Source organism: Aeromicrobium sp. Leaf350, from assembly GCF_916858655.1.
In the GTDB taxonomy this organism is placed as follows: Bacteria; Actinomycetota; Actinomycetes; order Propionibacteriales; family Nocardioidaceae; genus Aeromicrobium.
Genome location: NZ_CAKASL010000002.1, coordinates 448,565 through 467,646, shown reverse-complemented (window position 1 = coordinate 467,646; position 19,082 = coordinate 448,565). Strand labels below are relative to the sequence as shown.

Here is a 19,082-nt window from a genome sequence, read left to right as displayed (position 1 = left end):
CGGACGGAACTGCATCAGGGCTGAGGCTGGCTCAGCCGGCGATCACTCGCCGCCGGTGAGCTTCTCGCGAAGCGCCTGCAGGGCCTCGTCGGACGCCAGCGAACCGGCACCGCCGCCGTCGGCGGCCTCCGGGACCTCCGAGGAGTAGTTGCTGGCCTCGCTGGCCTCGATCGCCGCCTTCTCGGAGTCCGCGATCTGCTTCTTGTGGGCCTCCCAGCGCTCGTGCGCCTCGGCGTACTGCTTCTCCCACGTGGCGCGGGCCTCTTCGAAGCCCTCCTGCCACTCGCCGGTCTCCGGGTCGAAGCCGTCGGGGTAGATGTAGTTGCCCTCCTCGTCGTACGAGGAGGTCATGCCGTAGAGGGTCGGGTCGAAGTCGTCCGCGACCGCGGCCTCGGTCTCGTTGGCCTGCTTGAGCGACAGCGAGATGCGGCGACGCTCGAGGTCGATGTCGATGATCTTGACCATGACCGAGTCGTTGATCTGCACGACCTGCTCGGGGATCTCGACGTGACGCTCGGCGAGCTCGGAGATGTGCACCAGGCCCTCGATGCCCTCCTCGACGCGCACGAACGCACCGAACGGGACGAGCTTGGTGACCTTGCCGGGCACGATCTGACCGATCTGGTGGACCCGGGCGAAGTGCTGCCAGGGATCCTCCTGCGTCGCCTTCAGCGACAGCGAGACGCGCTCGCGGTCCATGTCGACGTCGAGCACTTCGACCGTGACCTCGTCGCCCACGGCGACGACCTCGTTCGGATGGTCGATGTGCTTCCAGGACAGCTCCGAGACGTGCACCAGGCCGTCGACGCCACCGAGGTCCACGAAGGCACCGAAGTTGACGATCGAGCTGATGACACCCTTGCGGACCTGGCCCTTCTTGAGCTCGGTCAGGAAGTTCTGGCGGACGGCCGACTGGGTCTGCTCGAGCCAGGCACGACGCGACAGGACCACGTTGTTGCGGTTCTTGTCGAGCTCGATGATCTTCGCCTCGAGCTTCTGGCCGATGTACGGGTCCAGGTCGCGCACGCGGCGCATCTCGACGAGCGACGCGGGCAGGAAGCCACGCAGGCCGATGTCCATGATGAGGCCGCCCTTGACGACCTCGATGACGGTGCCCTCGACGACGCCGTCCTCTTCCTTGATCTTCTCGATGTCGCCCCAGGCGCGCTCGTACTGTGCGCGCTTCTTGGACAGGATCAGACGGCCTTCCTTGTCCTCCTTCTGGAGGACGAGGGCCTCGACCGCGTCGCCGACGGTGACGACCTCGTGGGGGTCGACGTCGTGCTTGATGCTCAGCTCGCGGGAGGGGATGACACCTTCGGTCTTGTAACCGATGTCGAGGAGGACCTCGTCACGGTCGACCTTGACGATGGTGCCTTCGACGATGTCGCCGTCGTTGAAGTACTTGATGGTCTTGTCGATCGCAGCGAGGAAGTCTTCCTCGTTGCCGATGTCGTTGACCGCGACCTGCGGTGCGGCAGCAGGTGTAGCGATACCAGAAGTCATAGCCGGTGGGCTCCGATGGATGGATGGAATTGGTGGACACGTCGAAGGCCCCGGATCATGGGGACCGAGGTCCCCGGAGAAACACGAGCGCCAGTCTGCTCAGGTCCGAGACGGACGCAGGCCATCAACGCCCCTCCAGGGTACGCGACGCCCCCGCCTCCGGTACATCCGGGGCTGGCCCGAGTTCCCGGGCAGATCGACCCGTCCGGTCAGGCGATCGGAGCGAGGAACGCGGCGAGCGCCCGGACGTACGGCGTGACGTCGGCCACCGCCATCTGCTCGCGGGCCGAGTGCATGGCCAGCTGGGGCGCTCCGACGTCGACCGTGGTGATCCCGGTGCGGGCCGCGCTCATGGGTCCGATGGTCGAGCCGCAGGGCAGATCGGCACGGTGCACGTACCGCTGGAGCGGCACGCCGGCCTGCTCGCACGCCAGCGCGAAGGCCACGGTGCCGCGCGTGTCGGTGGCGTAGCGAAGGTTCTGGTTGACCTTGAGCACCGGTCCCCCGCCCGCGACGATGCGGTGCAGCGGCTCGTGGCGCTCGGCGTGGTTCGGGTGCGTCGCGTGGGCCATGTCGCCCGAGGCGCAGATCGACCCGGCGACGGCGCGGTGCACGTCGTCGCGCGTGCCCCCGGCGGCCAGGACGGTGCGTTCGACGACCGTGGCGAGCAGGTCGGACTGCGCGCCGCGCTCGGAGGTGCTGCCGACCTCCTCGTGGTCGAACATCACCAGGACGGGGCGGACACCCTCGACGGCAGGGGCGTCGATCAGCGCCTGCACCCCGGCGAAGCACGTGGCCTGGTTGTCGAGGCGCGGCGCGGCCACGAAGGAGCCGTCGGCACCGACGCGACGGCTCGGCAGGGTGTCGGTGGTCATGAGCTCGAACCCGAGCACGTCGTCCGGGTCGAAGCCCTCGCGCCGGCCGAGCCACGTCAGGAAAGGCTCGTCGCCCGTGCCCCACACGGCGTCGAGGTGACGCTGGCGGTCCGGGGCGTTCGCGGCGTCGCGGTCGAGGTGGATGGCGAGGTTGGGCACCCGCAGCACCGGCTCGTCGACGTGCACGAGGCGTTCGCTCCCGTCACGCAGGCCGATGCGCCCGGCGATGCCGAGGTCGCGGTCGAGCCAGGTCGTCAGCAGGGGCCCGCCGTACGGCTCGAGCGCGAGGACGGCGAGGTTGCCGAACGTGCGGTCGTGGTGCTGCTTCAGACGCAGGTTCGGACTGTCGGTGTGGGCGCCGACGACGCGGAAGGCATCGGCCGGAGCGGTCGCGGAGACCGTCGACCACGCCGCGAGGGAGCCACCGCGGCGCACCAGGTAGCGACCCGGCTCGGTGGGCCACGGGTCACGCTCGTCGACCTCGACCCAGCCCGCCTCGGTGAGCCAGGCGGCAGCGGTGGCGCAGGCGTGGAACGGCGAGGGCGAGGCATCGATGAACTGCAGCATCCGGTCGACGGCGTCATCGCTCATGGGAGCCGAGCCTAGCGCCGCCGACGCCGCCTGCCTGCTCCAGTGGTGTGCGACGATTTCCGCACGATGACCGAACAGTGGACCGGAGCGGCGCGCACCGTGCTGCGCGACCTCGATCTCATCGACCGGGTCCGCCTCGCGAGCTGGCTCGCGATCCTCGCCCACGCGGCGATCACCGCCTGGGCCCTGGCCGGCAGCTGGTTCTACAGCGACGACTTCATCTTCCTCGCCGATGCCCACGGAACGCCCCTGAGCCTGGACTTCCTGTTCACCCCGCACGACAGCCAGCTCATGCCGATCGGCGTGCTGGTCTCGTGGATCGTGGCCCAGGTCGGTCCGTTCTCCTGGACCGCCGCCGTGGTCTCGAGCGTGGTCCTCGCGACCGTCGCCGCCTGGGCCTGCGCCCGGATGCTGCGAGTCCTGTTCGGCGAGCGACCGCTGGTCCTCGTGCCGCTCGTCTTCTACGCGATCTCCCCCATGGCGATCGAGGGCTGGGTGTGGTGGGCGGCAGCCCTCAACACCCTGCCGCTCCACATCGCCTTCTTCCTCGCGATCACGGCCGTCGTGCAGTGGTGGCGCAGTCGCCGTCCGGTGCACCTCGCCACGACGCTCGCGGCGGTGGCCCTGGCCGCCCTGAGCGGCCCCCGGGGGCTCGTCGCCGTGGTGCCGCTCGGACTGCTCGTGCTGCTCCTGCTCGTGCCGCCTGCGACGTGGCGCACCCCGGGCCGGCTGCTGCGCGACCTGTGGTCGCTCGTGGTGCCGGGCGCAGCGGTGGCCGTCGCCTACCTGCTGGTGTACCGGGCGACGACGCCCTCACCCGTCGCCGTCGACGGGTCGGCCCCGGCGGCGGGCATCACCAGGAACCTCCTCGTGGAGTCGTGGCTGCCCGCGCTGATCGGCGGTCCGCTGCGCTGGAACGAGAACAACCCGCCCATGAACCAGCCGACGGCACCGGTCGTCGTCACGGTGGTCAGCGCCCTCGTCGTGGCGGCGTTCCTCGGGTGGAGCTGGCGCCGCCACCGCCGGGTCACCGTCGCGGCCGTCCTGATCCTGCTCGCCCAGCTCACCGCGACGACGCTGGCGCTGATCTTCGGTCGCGGCCTGCAGCTCGGCACCGACGCGGGACTGATGACGCGGTACCTGACCGACACGCTTCCGGTCACCGTGCTCGTGCTGGGACTGCTGCTGATCCCGCTCGCGACCACCGACGGCGAGGCGGTCGGCGTTCCCGCGGTCCGCTGGCCCCGCTGGGCCACGGTGGTGACCGCCGCGGCCTTCACGGCGATGTGCCTCACCACCACGGTCACCTACATGAACAGCTGGCACGCGGACTACCCGGCTCGCGCCTTCGTCGAGAACGCCCGGGACGGCCTGGCCGAGGACCCCGGCCCCGTCGCCGACATCACGGTCCCCGCCCTCGTGCAGTCGCCCCTGAGCTATCCGAACAACCTCCCGTCGTACCTCCTCGCGCCCCTGGGCGACGCGGTCGACGCCGTGACGATGGGCACCAACCTGCGGGTGCTGGACGACGAGGGCATCCCCCGCACCGCCACGGTCTTCGCCTCGACCTCGGCCGAGCCGGGCCCGGAGCCGGGGTGCGGCTACGCCGTGTCGGACCGGTGGACGCGTGTGACACTGGATCCGGATCGGACCAACTTCTTCTGGTGGGTGTCTGTGGGTTACCTGGCGTCGAGCGATGGTGAGGTCGAGGTCCGCGTCGACGACCGCGACCCGTTCACGATGCCGATCCTGCAGGGCCTGAACACGGGCTTCTTCTCCGGCGAGGATCCCGTCGAGACGGTCATGATGCGCTCCCTGACCCCCGGCCTGACGGTGTGCGTCGACACGCTCGCGCTCGGCGACCTGGTGCCGCTGCCGTGACCGCGCGTCCGACCTTTCCCGGCCTCGACACGATGCGGGCGATCGCCGCGGTCGTCGTCGTCGCGACCCACACGTTCTTCTGGTCGGGCTTCTACTCCCGCGGGACGCTGGGCGTCGCGGCCCACCGCCTCGAGGTGGGTGTCCCGATCTTCTTCGTCCTGAGCGGGTTCCTGCTCGCGTACCCCTACCTGGCCCGCCTGCAGAACGGCGCACGGCACGACGACCTCGGGCAGTACGCCGTCAAGCGGGTCGCCCGCATCGTCCCGGTCTACCTGGTCACGGTCGTGCTGGCCCTGGCGCTCGTGCACCAGGACACGGGCCCCGCCGTCCGCACCTGGTTCTCCAACCTCCTGATGTACGACTACTACCTGAGCGAGAACCTCCCGCGCGGGCTGGCGCAGATGTGGAGCCTGTACATCGAGGTCGCCTTCTACGCGGCCCTCCCGGTGCTGATGTGGCTCGCCGCCGTCCTGTGCGGTCGCCGCTGGCAGCCGCGCCGCCTGCTGCTCCTGCTCGCCGCGCTGACCCTGGTCAACGTGGCCTGGCTGCTGGCCGACCAGTCGCTCCGGGCCCTGCCGGGCTACCTGCTGTGGTTCAGCGTCGGCATCGCCCTGGCCGTCGGGCACCTGCAGCTGCGAGCAGCCACCGGGGATCCCGGTCGGTCCCTGCGCGTGCTCACCGCACTGGCGGCTGCCCCCGGCATCTGCTGGCTCATGGCGATCGCCGCCTTCGCACTGGCGAGCACCCCGCTCACGGGGCCCGCGTCGCTCGCTCCGCGGTCGACCGGAGAGCTCGTCATGCGGCTCGTGCTCTACGCCGCGGTGGCCGGACTGATCGTGCTGCCGAGCGTCCTGGGCCCCACCGACACCCGCTACGCGCGAGCCATGGCCACACCGTGGGCGCGCCACCTCGGGCACATCTCCTACAGCCTGTTCTGCGTCCACATCGTCGTGCTGGAGCTCGTCGCGCCGGCCCTCGGCTTCCGGCTGTTCGACAGCAACCCGCTGCTGCTGTTCGTCGCGGTGCTCGCGATCAGCCTGGTCGCCGCGGAGCTGCTCTACCGACTGGTCGAGAAGCCGGTCATGGACCTCGTCCACCGGCGACGCCGGAGCCACGGCGCCAGGACGGCACCGATCAGCACCAGCACGCACGCCTGAGGGAAGGCCTCGACGCCGGCCCAGCCGGCCGGGTCCCCCCACGGCCGGACCAGGTAGGCGACTCCTCCGGCGACCACGGCCCCCGCAGCCACGGCAGGTCCCGCTGACGTGCCCCTCCAGCTGACGAAGCCCGCCAGGGCACCGCCGACCGCGAGCGCGACGCCGACCCAGCCGCCGAGGAGACCCGCCACGGCGACGAGCACGACCCAGCCCACGTACCCCGCCTGCTCGGTGGACGCGGCCTCAGGCACCTCGACCGGACGCTCGCGACGACGCCACAGCACCGTGAGGCCGACCAGGGCGAGCAGGGCCACCGCACCGCCGGCGAGCCCGGCCCGGAACGGCAGCTGCGGCGAGAACGATGTCGACACCGGGGCGTCCCCGTCGAGGACCCACCCCTGCTGCCAGCCGTTGAGCACGAGAGGCGTCAGCGCGCGGCCGTCCTGGGTGGCCGTCCAGCCGGTGTTCGTGTTGTGGGTCCTCACGAGGGCGTCGGTCGCCGCACCGCTCGACGCGCTCGCTCCGGCCTCTCCGCCCGTGGCGTCCAGCAGCAGCGCGGTCGCCTCGACCGCTCCTGCACCGGTCACCTGCACCCGGTTCTCGCCGGCGGTCAGCTCGATCGGAGCCGGGTCGCACAGCTCCACCCCGACCGCGCGGCCGGAGAGGAGGTCGGAGGGGGAGGTCACGAGCCGGCTCTGGACCAGGCGCTCGCCCACGACGATCGTCGGTCCCGAGCCGCACTCGTACGCGCGCGCCTCGAGGGACGGACTGATGCCGCCGCCGGTCACCCCGGGGACCCCGATCTCGACCAGACCGATCGGGAGGGTCTCGAGCGAGCCGTCGTGGTTGACCGACGTCGTCTCCGTCGCGGACCCGAGCGTGACCCGCACCCAGGTCGCCTGCGACGCCGGGAAGGTGGCTCGTCCGTCCTCGACCTCGACGTCGTGGACCGACCCGTCCGAGAGCTCGATGCGTGCGCTCAGCGGGGTCGCGGCCGCCAGGGCACCGGTCTCGAGGTCGACCGCCGACACCTCCTGGGGCGCGGCCCAGCGGACCGTGACGGTCGGCGCCGGGTCGTCGGGATCGGCACTCCATCCCGTGCCCTCGTCACCGTCGATCAGGCTGGCCGCGCCGGCCTGCGGGGCATCGCTCGCCCGCGAGGAGACCGTGGCCTCGATCGGCAGGCCGCTCTGCACCAGCCGGTCGAGCTCCGGACCACCGACGGCGGCCACCTCCAGGTGGGCGTCCAGCTGCTGCGGCTCGCGCAGGGCCACGACCCGGTCCAGCAGCGAGCCCTCGTCGCCGCGCACCTGCGAGCCCGGCCGGCACTGGGTCACGTCCTCGAACACCAGGCACCCGGTGCCGACCGGGACGTCACGACTCAGCAGGATCGCCGACGGGTCCGCCAGCGACTCCGGCGGTGTCGGCAGGACGAGGGGACGGCTGACGTCCACACCCGAGAGCGTCACGTCGACCAGGTGCAGCGGCCTCTCACCGCTCGACGGACCCGACACGCGGACCCGCGCGACCGTGCCGACCTCCACCTCGGTGGGCTGTCGTCCCTGCACCGTCACGGTGCGGTCGCCCTGCTCGGTCGTCACGACGAGGTCGAGCCGCTCGTCGGACGCGAGGTCGGCCGTGATGCTGGCGGTGCCGACGTCACGCCGCTCCCCGATCTCGAGCTCGACCCACGCCTCGGTGTCGCGGGATCCCGGGTCGGCGCTCCACAGCGTGGTCGGGTCGCCGTCGAAGGCCGCCCAGGTGCCGCGGTCCGACCGCGGGAACGGGAAGGCGTCGACGTCGGACTGGGACGACGACGACGAGATGCGCTCGGCGCCGACGAGCCGCGCCACGGTCTGGAAGGGCGAGCCCTCGTGGTAGCCGTGGATGCGCCGATCGGCCTGGAACGGCTCTCCGTCGGTCAGCGTGGCCGACCGTTGGTTGAACACCGCGCCGATCTTCGTCTCCTGGCTGCGCTGCCCGTCGGTCAGGACGACCGGACCCTCGGTGACCGACGACGGATCGTCGGGGTCGACCAGCACGACGTCGAGCCCCGTGGGCAGTCCCATCACGTCGAAGCCGAAGCGGTCCAGGGTCGCCAGGGTGCCGGCATCGCCGATCACCGTCGGAGCCGTGTCGAGGTCGATGCGTCGCTCGTCCGGGACGCTCGCGTCGAGCTGGAACACCTCGACCGCCGACCGCGTCGTCTGCCAGCCGTGCTCGACGAACAGCGTCTCGCCCGCCTGGCCCTCCAGAGTGGGAGGTCCACCGACCAATGGACCGAACTCCGCGACCCGGTCGATGCCCGGTGTGGAGGCGAGCGTCGCGCGAGCGAGCTCCGGGTTCGGCACGTCCGAGCTCAGGGCCAGGTCGTTGCGCACCACGATCGTGCCGATGCCGGCGCGGCGCAGGGTGTCGGCGAGCGCTGGACTCCCCTGCCCCGTCAGGAACTGGTCCGAGAAGGCGTCGAGCTGCTCGATCGTGCCGGTCGGGGTCAACGGCACCAGGTTGCGCACGATCCACGGCGACTCGGCCAGGGGCTGCAGCGGCTCGTCGCCCGTCCTGCCCCAGAGGTAGTCGCCGAACGGCGAGGCCGGAGCCAGCAGCGTCGCACCGTGCGGATGGTCGGCGAGCCAGTCCGTCGTCTCCTCCCAGTAGGGAGGGATCTCCACGAAGGACCGCTCCGGTGCCAGGGAGGCGGACCAGGCGGGAACTGTCGCGCCCCACACCGCCGCGAGCGCCAGGACCGAGACCCCGACGAGCCGCGCCGCAGCACCGGAGTCGGCGTCGTCGCGCTCGCGTGCGTCCAGGAGGTGCTGCAACAGGAGGCCGGCACCGAGCACCAGCGGCAGGCGCAGCACCAGGTCGAACTTGTGCGTGTTCCGCAGGGGGGCCAGCGTCCCGTCGAGCAGGTCACCGATCGTGCCGGCGCCCCAGCCGGACAGCTCGCTCGCGTGCCCGGCCGTGACGGCGAGCAGACCGATCAGCACGCCGCCGACGAGGAACCGCCGGTGCGGCGTCCCGCGCCGGGCCAGGGCGACGACCCCGAGCGCCAGCACCGCGACGCCGTTGGCGATGAGCACCGGCTCGCTCACGAGCCGTCGACCCGCGTCCGCGTTCCCGTCGACGTAAGGGACCCAGTTCGAGGTTCCGCGGAGGGCGTCGAAGGCCGTCGCCGCGAGGGACGCGTTCGACGCGCTCTCGATGAGGTCCAGGAAGGGCGGGCTGTACGCACCGAGCACGACCAGCGGCACGATCCACCACAGCGTCGCCATCAGCACGCAGACCGGCCACCACAGCATCAGACGCCGCCGCACCCGCCCGGCCGGTCGGGTCAGGATCCACCACGCCGCCAGCGGCACGACCGCGAAGGTCGCGGCCGCGTTGACGCCGCCGACGCAGGCCACCGCGAGGGCCGACAGGGCTGCGCCGGTCCGGACACGACCCGAGGTCGACGCCACCACCAGTGGGATCAGCACCCACGGGGCGACGGCGCTGGGCCAGACCTCGATCGAGGACGCGCCGATGACGCTCATCATGCGTGGCGACAGGGCGTAGAGCAGCCCGACCACGATGCGCACCCACGGGGCGCGGACGCCCAGGAGGCCCGCCAGCTTCACCGCGCCCAGGAACGCCACGACCATCACGAGGCTCCACCACAACCGCTGCACGACCCACGGGTCGAGGCCCAGGGAGTGCCCGAGACCGAAGAACGGGCCCATGGGGAAGAGGTAGCCGTAGGCCTGGTTCTGCAGCTGGCCGAGGGCGCCGTTGGGGTCCCAGGCGCCCGTCGCGCGCCCCAGGAACGACCAGGGGTCGACGACGAGGTCGAGCTTGGTGTCGGTGACGACGCGGCCCGGCGCCTGGACGAAGGCGAGCGCGGTCAGGGCCACGCTCCAGGCCACGAGTCGAAGCCGCCACGTGAGGGCGGGGTCGCGCCCGGTCGGGTCGCTCGGTGCCGGGTCGTTCGGTGCCGGGTCGCTCAGTGCTTGCGCATCACGATCGCGAGATTCCATGTCACCGCCTCGCGCAGCAGCGGGACCCGGACGACCCAGTGGGCCCATCGCGGGAGGTACCGCGGCGCGAGGGAGAGCAGCTCGACGTCGGCGCGTCCCCTCGCCCACCGGATGCCGGGGGCGGCCTTCGCCGGGAACATCGACTCGCCGTACACGTTCTTCGGCGGGTGCCCGTGCTTGCGCTCGTAGCGTCGCCGGGCTCGATGACCGCCCAGCACCAGGTGCCACGGCGAGGTCTCGTGCCCCCCGTGCGGGCCGAACCAGAGCGTGTAGGAGCAGAACACCAGGCCGCCCGGTCGGGCGACCCGCACCAGCTCGTCGGCCATGACCCACGGCTCGGGCACGTGCTCGAGCACGTTGGAGGAGTAGACGACGTCGAAGGAGCCGTCGGCGAACGGCAGCTGCATCCCGCTGCCGATCACGGTGCCGGGCTGCAGCGACCCGAGCCCGGAGAGCTCGCCGACGTCGGAGTCCAGCGCCGTGTACCGCGCTCCGGCTCCCGTGAACGCGTCGGCGAAGTAGCCCGGTCCGCCGCCGACGTCGAGGACCCAACGACCGTCGAGACCGTCCGGAAGGAACGCCGACACGTGGGCGACCGAGTCCTGCGCCAGGAGCCCGTAGAACGCTGCCGGGTCGGTCTGCTCGAGCTTGAAGCCGCGCCAGAGTCGCCACGCCCGCGAGGTCGTGTGGCGGAACGGACGAGCCGCCGCCGGGTCTGGATCGGGCACCGCGACACGATAACCCGACGAGGACCAGGCGGGTGTTACGGTGGTCCCCAGGTCGTGACCTACGTCACGACCGGCGCCGAGTTGAGGGACTCGGATGCGCAGTGTTCTTGAGGGAGAACCCCATCACCATGCACGTGCTGTTCTGCAACTGGCGCGACACGCACCACCCCGAGGGTGGCGGCTCCGAGTTCTACGTCGAGCAGATGGCTCGCGGCCTCGCCGAGCGCGGGCACCGCGTCACGATCGCGGCCGCCGGCTTCGAGGGCTCCCCCGCCGACGAGACGATCGACGGGGTGCGCTTCGTCCGCAGCGGCGCCAAGTTCGGCGTGTACCTGCACATCTTCGCCCGCCTGCTGACCGGTCGCTACGGCCGCGTCGACGTCGTCGTCGACGTGCAGAACGGTCTGCCGTTCTTCACCCGCTGGGCCACCCGCAAGCCCGTCGTGGTGCTCCTGCACCACGTGCACCGGGAGCAGTGGCCCGTGGTCTACCCCGGCCTCGTCGGCCGCGTCGGCTGGTGGATCGAGAGCCGGCTCGCGCCGCGGCTGTACCGCCGCTCGCGCTACGTCACGGTCTCGCAGGCGACGCGGCTGGAGCTGGTCGACCTGGGCGTCGACCGCGACCGCATCGCGATCGTGCACAACGGCACGATCCCCGCGCCGCGCCTGGGCGGCCCGCGCAGCACCACGCCGCGGCTGTGCGTCCTCGGGCGCCTGGTCCCGCACAAGCAGGTCGAGCACGCGATCGACACGCTCGCCGACCTGGCCGACCTCCACCCGGAGCTGACTCTCGACGTCGCCGGCGACGGCTGGTGGGCCGACGAGCTCCGCGCCCACGCCGAGGCCCGAGGCGTGGCCGCACGCGTCACCTTCCACGGCTTCGTCGACGACGCCACGAAGCACCGTCTGCTCGCCGAGGCCTGGGTCATGGCGATGCCGTCGCTCAAGGAGGGCTGGGGCCTCGTCGTCGGCGAGGCCGGCCTCCACGGCACCCCCACCGTCGCCTACGCGTCGGCCGGCGGCACGCAGGAGTCGATCGACCACAAGGACACCGGCATCCTGGTCGACACCCCCGAGCAGCTCACCTCCGCGGTCCACGACATCCTGTCCGACCCGAGCTGGCGGCGCTTCCTCGGTGACGGCGCCCGCACCAAGGCGGCCTCCCTGTCCTGGGAGGCGTCGCAGTCCCGCTTCGCCGAGGAGATCGCCCGCGCCGCTGGCGAGTAGGTCCGCACCTGACCGCTCCCGTCGGATCCGACAAGCGGCATGGACCAGGAGCGGTGGGCTCCGGCTCTCGTTCGCCCTCCGCCCGCCGTGGCGTAACCGGAGATGATGCATTGCGGCAGCGATCACAACCCGCATGCATCATCGCTTCTCGGTCAGTGGCCGGGCATGATGCTTCGGGGTAGCCAGAGGGCCCTCGATGCATCATTGCCGGTCCCCAACGACGGTCAGCCGAACGGCGGCGGCCCGACCGCACCCTCGTCCGTGCCGCTTGTCCCCCACCCACCTACAGTGCGCGTCTGACCAGCCGCCGCACGTCGCCCGTGGCCTGCACGACCTTCCGGCGCCCGGCGGACGGCACCCGGCGCCACAGGGGCGCACGCCGCGACGGCGCCGAGGCGCCCACGGCGTCGCGGGCCGCCCACACGCCGCGCACGTAGGTGCTGGCCCAGACGTCGCGCGAGGGTCGCTCCGCCGTCGCCAGCAGCTTCTCGACGCGGTCGGCGAGCACCTGCGCGGGCGGGAGGTCCCGCCCGCCGAAGTAGCTGTCGCGGAAGCTGTCCGACATCGAGCCGATCTCGTCGGCCGCGACCTGCTCGAAGGTCCGCAGCAGACCGCTGTCGAGGAACACCTGGTTGCCGTACCGCTCGTGGATCCCGAGGTCGGCGACGAGCGCGACGTCGAGTCCGCGGTCGAGCGCCTCGAGGCACGCGGTCGAGGAGACCGTGAGCAGCAGGTCGGTGTCGTCGAGGAGCTGCGTGATCGGGTCGTAGACGATCGCGAAGTTCTCGGGCGTCGGCACTCCCTCGAGCACGTCCTCGGGGTGGTGCTTCATGCGATGGAACGTGTCCTCGCCCGGACGGTGCCGCGGCTTGAGCATCACCGTGCGGTCCGGGTGCTGCTCCGCGTAGGCGATGAGGCGGTCGTAGACGTGGCGGCGCTCGCGCGGAGCTGCGGGCACGGTCGGCTGGTCGGCCCACAGCACCGTCCGGGGCGGGCGCTGAGCACGCGGCGCCGCCGGTCGGCTCGACAGGAACGGCAACCCGGTCAGCACCAGGTTCTCGCTGCCGATGCCCAGCGCGGCGCCGACCTCGGCGAAGTGCCGCAGGTCCGCGCCCGAGTTCACGGCCACGACGTCGGTGCAGGCGCGGTCGAGGTAGCCGGCCGTGATCTTCTCGATGATGATGCCGACCCAGCCGGACACCAGCACCGGTCCGACCTCGCGCGAGCTCTCGAGCTGCTCCGCCAGGTCGTGACAGAGCCGCTGCACGAGCGGACCGGCGAGCGCGACCACCACCACGTCACAGCCCGCGGCATCGCGCACGATCTCGTCCCACGGCCGCAGGTCGACGTGGTCGAACCCGGCGTCGGCGATCTGTGTCGGCGACAGTGCGGACTTCAGGTCCGACGGGGCCACCGCCTCGCACGTGAAGCCCCGCTCGGCCAGCTCGGTGCGCAACGACGAGCACCACTTCAGCTGGGAGTCGTAGGCGGCGATCAGCAGCGCGCGCGGAGTCGTCATTCTCCCCACGGTACGGGCGGATCCGCCGAGGACGCCGTCGTGCCGCGAACCGTTCACCGAACGTTCCCCGATCCCGCCGCGACACGCCGTGAACACGCCGTAAATGCCAGTCCTAGCAAGGATTTCGATGCCTCGTGCGCTCGTTCGCCGCGGGTTGCCGTGCCGTTCATCGCGCGGACGTCGGGCGCTCGTAGCGTGCCGAAACATGACCCACCTTGCCCCGGCTCCCTCGCCGGCAACCCCCGTGGAGTCCACGGGCGGCGTGGTCGCGGTGATCCCCGCCCGGGGAGGCTCCAAGGGCGTCCCGCGCAAGAACCTGCGCGAGCTCGGGGGCGAACCGCTGATCGGTCGGGCCGTGCGCACGCTGCGCGAGGTGCGCGGCATCAACGCGGTCATCGTCTCCACCGACGACGAGGAGATCGCCGACGCCGCCCGCGGCTACGGCGCCCTCGTGATCGACCGTCCCCGCCGGCTCGCCGGCGACCTGGCGTCGTCGGAGTCCGCCCTGCGGCACGCCCTCGACGAGCTCGGCAGCTACGGCTCGGTCCCCGAGGTCACCGTCTTCGTGCAGGCGACGAGCCCCTTCATCGAGCCCGCCGACGTGGACCGCGCGATCTCCGTGGTGCAGCAGGACCTCGCCGACGTCGCCTTCAGCGTCGCCCCCAGCCACGCCCACCTGTGGACGACGAGCGAGGACGGTCCGGTCGGCATCAACCACGACTCCTCGACCCGCCTGCGCCGCCAGGACCGCTCCCCCGAGTTCGTCGAGACCGGCGCGTTCTACGCGATGCGCACGCGCGGATTCCTCGAGCACGACCACCGCTTCTTCGGTCGCCTGCACATGGTGGAGGTCGACCCGGCCGACGCGATGGAGATCGATACCACCGACGACTTCTCGCTCGCCGAGCTCGCCCTCGCCCACCGCGAGGCCAGCCGCCCCACCCCGCTGCGGGTCAAGGCGGTCGTGACCGACTTCGACGGCGTGCACACGAGCGACCGCGTCACGGTCGACGAGAACGGCATCGAGTCCGTCACGGTCAACCGCTCCGACGGCATGGGCGTCTCGATGCTCAAGAAGGCCGGCATCGAGCTGCTGATCCTGTCGACCGAGACCAACGGCGTCGTCGCCGCCCGGGCGGCCAAGCTCGGGGTCGAGGTCATCCACGGCTGCGACGACAAGCCGACCGCTCTTCGCGCCTGGGCCGCCGAGCGCGGCCTCGCACTGACCGACATCGCCTACCTGGGCAACGACGTCAACGACATCGGCTGCCTGCGCCTCGTGGGCTTCCCGGTCGCCGTCGCCGACGCCCACCCCGCCGCGCTCCATGCGGCCCACATCGTGCTCCGACGCCATGGCGGCGACGGAGTCGTCCGCGAGCTCGCCGATCGCGTGCTCGCGGGGACCACGTCACACCATCGAGAGGGACGAGACCATGGCTGAATGGCAGCAGATCGGCAGCGAGATCGTCGGCCCGAAGCGCCCCACCTACGTCATCGGCGAGATCGGCATCAACCACAACGGTGACCTCGACGTCGCCAAGAAGCTGATCGACGTCGCGGCGCTCGCCGGCGCCCAGGCGGTCAAGTTCCAGAAGCGCACGCCGGAGATCTCCACGCCGCCGGCGATGCGGGACACGATCCGGGAGACCCCCTGGGGCGAGATGACGTACCTCGACTACCGCTACAAGGTCGAGTTCGAGAAGGACCAGTACCTCGAGATCGCCGAGTACGCGCACGGCAAGGGCGTCGAGTGGTTCGCGTCGCCGTGGGACGTGCCCTCGGTCGACTTCCTGGAGGACCTCGGCGTCGTGACCCACAAGGTCGCGTCCGCCTCCGTCACCGACCTGGAGCTCCTGCGCGCGCTGGCCGCGACGGGCAAGCCGATCATCCTGTCGACCGGCATGAGCACCCTGGAGCAGATCGACCGTGCGGTCGAGACGCTCTCGACCGACCGCCTCGTGCTGATGCACGCGACGTCGACGTACCCGCTGCCGGCGCAGGAGGCCAACCTCCGCATGATCCACACGCTGCAGCAGCGCTACGGCGTGCCGGTCGGCTACTCCGGCCACGAGCCGGGTCTGCAGATCTCGCTCGCCGCGGTCGCGATGGGCGCGTGCTCGGTCGAGCGTCACATCACGCTCGACCGCACGATGTGGGGATCGGACCAGGCCGCGAGCCTGGAGCCGCACGGCTTCATGAGCCTCGTGCGCGACATCCGCATCCTCGAGATGGCGTTCGGTGACGGCGTCAAGCGCATCATGCCGGGCGAGGAGGCCCCCATGAAGCGCCTGCGTCGCGAGCCGGCACCCGCACCGACGGCGTGACACGCGTCCTGGTCCTCACGGACTCGGACTCCTACGTCAAGTGGGGGGCGGCACTCGCTGGTCGAGTGCCGCCCTCGTGGCACGTCCGCTTCGCCATCGCGCGGGGCTCGGCGGAGCCCTCGGCGCGACAGGTGGCCGAGGCCGTGGCGGGAACGGTCATCGAGCCCGACACGATCGAGCGGGTGGGCCTGGAGGACGTCCGCACGATCCTGCAGACGTGGCGCCCTGACGTGCTGGTGACCGCCGCCCGCGGACTCGCGGTCCAGACCGTCGTCGAGCTCGCCGTCGACAACCGTCCCGACCGCCCCGTCATCGTCAGCGGCCTGCCGGGCATCGCCCTGCCCGTGCTGCCGTACGGGCTCGGCTTCCGACGCTCGGTCGACCTCTTCGTGCTGCACAGCCACCGCGAGGTCCGCGCCTTCGCGGAGGCGAGCCGGGCCCTCGACATCCCGCACCGGTACGCACTCGCGCGGCTGCCGTTCCTCCCGGACTGTGCTCATCCTTCCGCCCAGGGCCCGGCATCCCTGCCGCGCTCGCGGATCGTGTTCGCGGCTCAGGCGCTCGTGCCCGAGACGCGCGAGGACCGCGTGCGGATGCGTGACGCGCTCGTGCGCACGGCGCGTGCCCACCCCGAGCTGGAGGTCGTGGTGAAGGTGCGGGGCACGGTCGACGAGCCCCAGACCCATGCCGACCAGCACCCCTACCCGGCGCTGCTCGCGGAGATCGACGTCCCGCCGAACCTCGTCGTGGAGTCGGGCCCGATGGCCGGCCACCTGGAGCGCGCGGTGGGGCTCGTGACGGTCAGCTCGACGGCGCTGCTGGAGGCCGTGGCCTCCGGCGTGCCGGCCCTCGCCCTGACCGACTTCGGCGTCGAGGCACGCCAGATCAACCTCGTCTTCGAGGACAGCGGCCTGCTGCACGACTCCTCGGAGCTCGTCGCGGGGCGTTTCCACCACCCGGATCCCGCCTGGCAGGCCGACAACTACTTCCACGACCCGGCAGACGACACGTGGCTCACCGAGCTCGCCGCCCTGCTCGAGCAGCGAGAGCGCGAGGGACTGGCCCCGTACCCGACGGCGCCCGACGGGCTGCGCAAGCGGGTGACGATGCTCTTCTACCGCCACCAGGCGTTCGCCGGGGACTCCGGACCCGTCATGCGGGTCGTCGAACGAGGGGTCGTCGCGATCGCGCTCCGCGTGTCGCGCAGCTCGTGGGTGGTGTCACGACGCTTCAAGCCGGCCCGGACCGCCCCGATGGGCGACTCCGGACCGGCTGAGACAGGTCCTGCTGACCGTGGGGCGGGCCCCAGCGTCAGTTCGAGCCGTAGTTGACCGACTGCACGGTGTCGGAGCCAGACCCTCCGTCTGAGCTCGACGCCGTCTGCACGGACTGACCGATGCCGTAGGCCGTGGCACCTGCGAGGAGCAGGCCGACGGCGAAGGCAACGATGGCGATGGAACGCTTCGGAAGTGTCACGTTTTCTCCCTCTCTATGACGGAGATCACGATACCAGTCGCGAGGTCACTCCCCGTACGGCCGCGAGAGTGCGCGGGCCGCGGCGCGCAGGCGCCGCGGCAACCGGCTGAGCGCCAGGAGCAGGGCCAGGCCGACGGTCAGCGCGGCCAGGCCCCAGGCGACCGTCACGGCGGTGCGCACCTCCTCGGTGCCGGCGATGCGTCGGGCACCGTCGATCTCCAGCACGCGCAGGTCGTCCGAGGCCGCTCCGAGCTCGCGTGCACCGCCGACGGCGGCTGGGAGCACGTCGCCCCCGGGCGCCTCGACGTCGACCACGACCAGGCCGATGCCGAGGCGTGCGAGGTCGGCGGTGGTCGCAAGCGGGTCGTCCAGCACAACCGCGACGTCCATCGCTCGGGGGTTCTCGGAGGCGAGCGTGACGCCGGAGACGGTCAGCGCGTCGTCGACGACCGTCTCGCGGTCGAAGTACCGCCCGGCCGGGTCGAGGACGCTGCGCCCGTCGTTCCACGAGGGCGCGCGGTAGGGGTCGAAGGGCAGCACCAGCAGGTCGCCCGGCACCTGACTGGCCTCGATCGTCGCGGCAGCCGAGTCCCAGGAGTCCGGGTACTCGACAGGCGTGAGGCGTCCGCCCACCCCGTTGGCCAGGTCTGGGAGAGCGGCGAGTGGGAGCGCCAGCACCGCGACCACCCCGACCGTCGACCAGCGGACGTCCTCGGCGAGGGCCGCGACGCGCGTGCCGAGGTAGCCGGCACCGTGAGCCAGCGCGAGCGCGTGGAACGGCACGGCGAGGGCGAGGTAGCGCGTGCCGTCGCGCAGCACGCCGGCCGCGCCCTGCCAGGCGATGAGGTCCTCGAGGGTGCCCGGCGCGAGCCAGCCCCAGGCGGCGAGGGCGTGGCCCAGCACGGCGAGGACGGCGAGCGGCACGAGCAGACGACGGTCGGTGCGCCACCAGCGCACGGCGCCGAGCGCCACCACGAGGAGGAGGACGACGACGAGCACCGCCGTGACCACCGACGTGCGTGACGTGGGCACGACCTCGGTGTTCCAGATGCCCCCTAGGGACGCGAGCGCGCCGAGACGTCCGAGCGGTCCCTCGGGCTGGGCGGCGAAGGCCGTCACACCGCCGGGGTCGCTGGTCACGGGCTCGAACCGCGCCACGGTCGCGACGATCCACGGCGCGTTCACGAGCAGGCCCAGCACCGCGATGCGGAGCACGCCGGCGCGCCACCCGGCGACCAGGGCCACGACCAGGCCCATGAGGCCCGTCGCGATCGACAGCGCCGTGCCGGCCAGGGCGAGCGTCAGGACGACGCCTCGCACCGCCTTCGGGTCACGCACCGCGACGACGATCCACGGGAAGCAGGCCAGCGCGACGAGCACGGGCCACTGGCCCAGCACGAGGCGCTCGGCGACGAACGGGTTCCAGAGCGCGTAGGTCGCCGCGACGAGCCGCACCCCGAGACCGCAGTGGTCGAGCAGCCGTGCGGCACCGACGCCGCCGAGGGCGATCGCGCCGATGAGCACGACCCGTTGCAGCACCACGGGGTCGACGACCTCGGAGAGCACGGCGACGACCCCGTCCGAGGGAACGGCCCGTGGGACCGCGCTGCCGACGCCCCACAGGTCCTCGCGCTCCAGCGTCCAGTGCGGGATCCAGACCATGTCGTACGACAGCAGGAATCCGGGGCCGCGCCACGGCAGGGCCACGACGAGGGCGAGCAGCAGGGACCACTGCACCACGACCAGGTCGCGCCACCGCTGCATCACGGCGCTCACCCTAGAC

General features: G+C 71.9%; 13 protein-coding genes. 6 read left to right on the top strand and 7 right to left on the bottom strand.

The window, feature by feature from the left end; translation table 11 throughout:
• Window positions 1-42: 42 nt before the first annotated feature.
• Both rpsA and LO931_RS11200 read right to left on the bottom strand, forming a co-directional pair.
• Complete coding sequence (gene rpsA, locus LO931_RS11205) at window positions 43-1,506, bottom strand: 30S ribosomal protein S1 (protein ID WP_229053682.1); 1,464 nt, start codon at window positions 1,504-1,506, stop codon at window positions 43-45.
• Between the two features lie 209 nt (window positions 1,507-1,715).
• Complete coding sequence (locus tag LO931_RS11200; RefSeq protein WP_229053681.1) at window positions 1,716-2,972, bottom strand: M18 family aminopeptidase; 1,257 nt, start codon at window positions 2,970-2,972, stop codon at window positions 1,716-1,718.
• Between the two features lie 66 nt (window positions 2,973-3,038).
• Between LO931_RS11200 and LO931_RS11195 the strand changes: the two genes are divergently transcribed.
• Window positions 3,039-4,853 carry a hypothetical protein gene (locus tag LO931_RS11195; RefSeq protein WP_229053680.1) on the top strand — a complete coding sequence of 605 codons (1,815 nt, stop codon included), beginning with the start codon at window positions 3,039-3,041 and terminating at the stop codon, window positions 4,851-4,853.
• Window positions 4,850-6,010, top strand: coding sequence for an acyltransferase (locus LO931_RS11190; protein ID WP_229053679.1), 1,161 nt, complete (start codon window positions 4,850-4,852; stop codon window positions 6,008-6,010). Before LO931_RS11195 ends, LO931_RS11190 begins: the two co-directional genes overlap by 4 nt.
• Here the strand turns inward: LO931_RS11190 and LO931_RS11185 are convergent.
• Window positions 5,911-10,026, bottom strand: a complete 4,116-nt coding sequence (locus LO931_RS11185; RefSeq protein WP_229053678.1) for an alpha-(1->3)-arabinofuranosyltransferase family protein — start codon at window positions 10,024-10,026, stop codon at window positions 5,911-5,913. The genes LO931_RS11190 and LO931_RS11185 overlap by 100 nt on opposite strands.
• Window positions 9,993-10,754, bottom strand: coding sequence for a bifunctional 2-polyprenyl-6-hydroxyphenol methylase/3-demethylubiquinol 3-O-methyltransferase UbiG (locus LO931_RS11180; protein ID WP_229053677.1), 762 nt, complete (start codon window positions 10,752-10,754; stop codon window positions 9,993-9,995). The genes LO931_RS11185 and LO931_RS11180 overlap by 34 nt, the downstream gene beginning before the upstream one ends.
• A 107-nt stretch (window positions 10,755-10,861) precedes the next feature.
• On the opposite strand from LO931_RS11180, the gene LO931_RS11175 reads away from it, so the two are divergent.
• Window positions 10,862-11,980: a glycosyltransferase family 4 protein gene (locus LO931_RS11175; protein ID WP_229053676.1), complete on the top strand. Its 1,119-nt coding sequence runs from the start codon at window positions 10,862-10,864 to the stop codon at window positions 11,978-11,980.
• Between the two features lie 283 nt (window positions 11,981-12,263).
• Here LO931_RS11175 and LO931_RS11170 read toward each other — a convergent pair whose 3' ends face one another.
• Window positions 12,264-13,499, bottom strand: coding sequence for a DUF6716 putative glycosyltransferase (locus tag LO931_RS11170; RefSeq protein WP_229053675.1), 1,236 nt, complete (start codon window positions 13,497-13,499; stop codon window positions 12,264-12,266).
• A gap of 205 nt (window positions 13,500-13,704) precedes the next feature.
• On the opposite strand from LO931_RS11170, the gene LO931_RS11165 reads away from it, so the two are divergent.
• Genes LO931_RS11165 through LO931_RS11155 form a run of 3 tightly spaced genes read left to right on the top strand, consistent with a single transcriptional unit; the run spans window position 13,705 to window position 17,154 of the window.
• A complete protein-coding gene (locus LO931_RS11165; RefSeq protein WP_229053674.1) occupies window positions 13,705-14,940 on the top strand; it encodes an acylneuraminate cytidylyltransferase in 1,236 nt (411 codons plus the stop codon).
• Window positions 14,933-15,823: an N-acetylneuraminate synthase family protein gene (locus tag LO931_RS11160; RefSeq protein ID WP_229053673.1), complete on the top strand. Its 891-nt coding sequence runs from the start codon at window positions 14,933-14,935 to the stop codon at window positions 15,821-15,823. The genes LO931_RS11165 and LO931_RS11160 overlap by 8 nt, the downstream gene beginning before the upstream one ends.
• A complete protein-coding gene (locus LO931_RS11155; protein WP_229053672.1) occupies window positions 15,820-17,154 on the top strand; it encodes a DUF6716 putative glycosyltransferase in 1,335 nt (444 codons plus the stop codon). The genes LO931_RS11160 and LO931_RS11155 overlap by 4 nt, the downstream gene beginning before the upstream one ends.
• Here LO931_RS11155 and LO931_RS11150 read toward each other — a convergent pair.
• Together LO931_RS11150 and LO931_RS11145 are read right to left on the bottom strand one after the other, a co-directional pair.
• The gene (locus LO931_RS11150) at window positions 17,135-17,299 is read right to left on the bottom strand and encodes a hypothetical protein (protein ID WP_229053671.1); all 165 of its coding nucleotides are present in this window, start codon (window positions 17,297-17,299) and stop codon (window positions 17,135-17,137) included. The genes LO931_RS11155 and LO931_RS11150 overlap by 20 nt on opposite strands.
• Window positions 17,300-17,344: 45 nt before the next feature.
• Window positions 17,345-19,066 carry a hypothetical protein gene (locus LO931_RS11145; RefSeq protein ID WP_229053670.1) on the bottom strand — a complete coding sequence of 574 codons (1,722 nt, stop codon included), beginning with the start codon at window positions 19,064-19,066 and terminating at the stop codon, window positions 17,345-17,347.
• Between the last annotated feature and the right edge of the window lie 16 nt (window positions 19,067-19,082).

Excerpts from the sequence above, each read along its gene's own strand:
- LO931_RS11185 (WP_229053678.1), bottom strand. The coding sequence starts at position 10,026 with ATGGAATCTCGCGATCGTGATGCGCAAGCACTGAGCGACCCGGCACCG.
- LO931_RS11200 (WP_229053681.1), bottom strand. The coding sequence starts at position 2,972 with ATGAGCGATGACGCCGTCGACCGGATGCTGCAGTTCATCGATGCCTCG.
- LO931_RS11170 (WP_229053675.1), bottom strand. The coding sequence starts at position 13,499 with ATGACGACTCCGCGCGCGCTGCTGATCGCCGCCTACGACTCCCAGCTG.
- LO931_RS11195 (WP_229053680.1), top strand. The coding sequence starts at position 3,039 with ATGACCGAACAGTGGACCGGAGCGGCGCGCACCGTGCTGCGCGACCTC.
- rpsA (WP_229053682.1), bottom strand. The coding sequence starts at position 1,506 with ATGACTTCTGGTATCGCTACACCTGCTGCCGCACCGCAGGTCGCGGTC.
- LO931_RS11160 (WP_229053673.1), top strand. The coding sequence starts at position 14,933 with ATGGCTGAATGGCAGCAGATCGGCAGCGAGATCGTCGGCCCGAAGCGC.
- LO931_RS11165 (WP_229053674.1), top strand. The coding sequence starts at position 13,705 with ATGACCCACCTTGCCCCGGCTCCCTCGCCGGCAACCCCCGTGGAGTCC.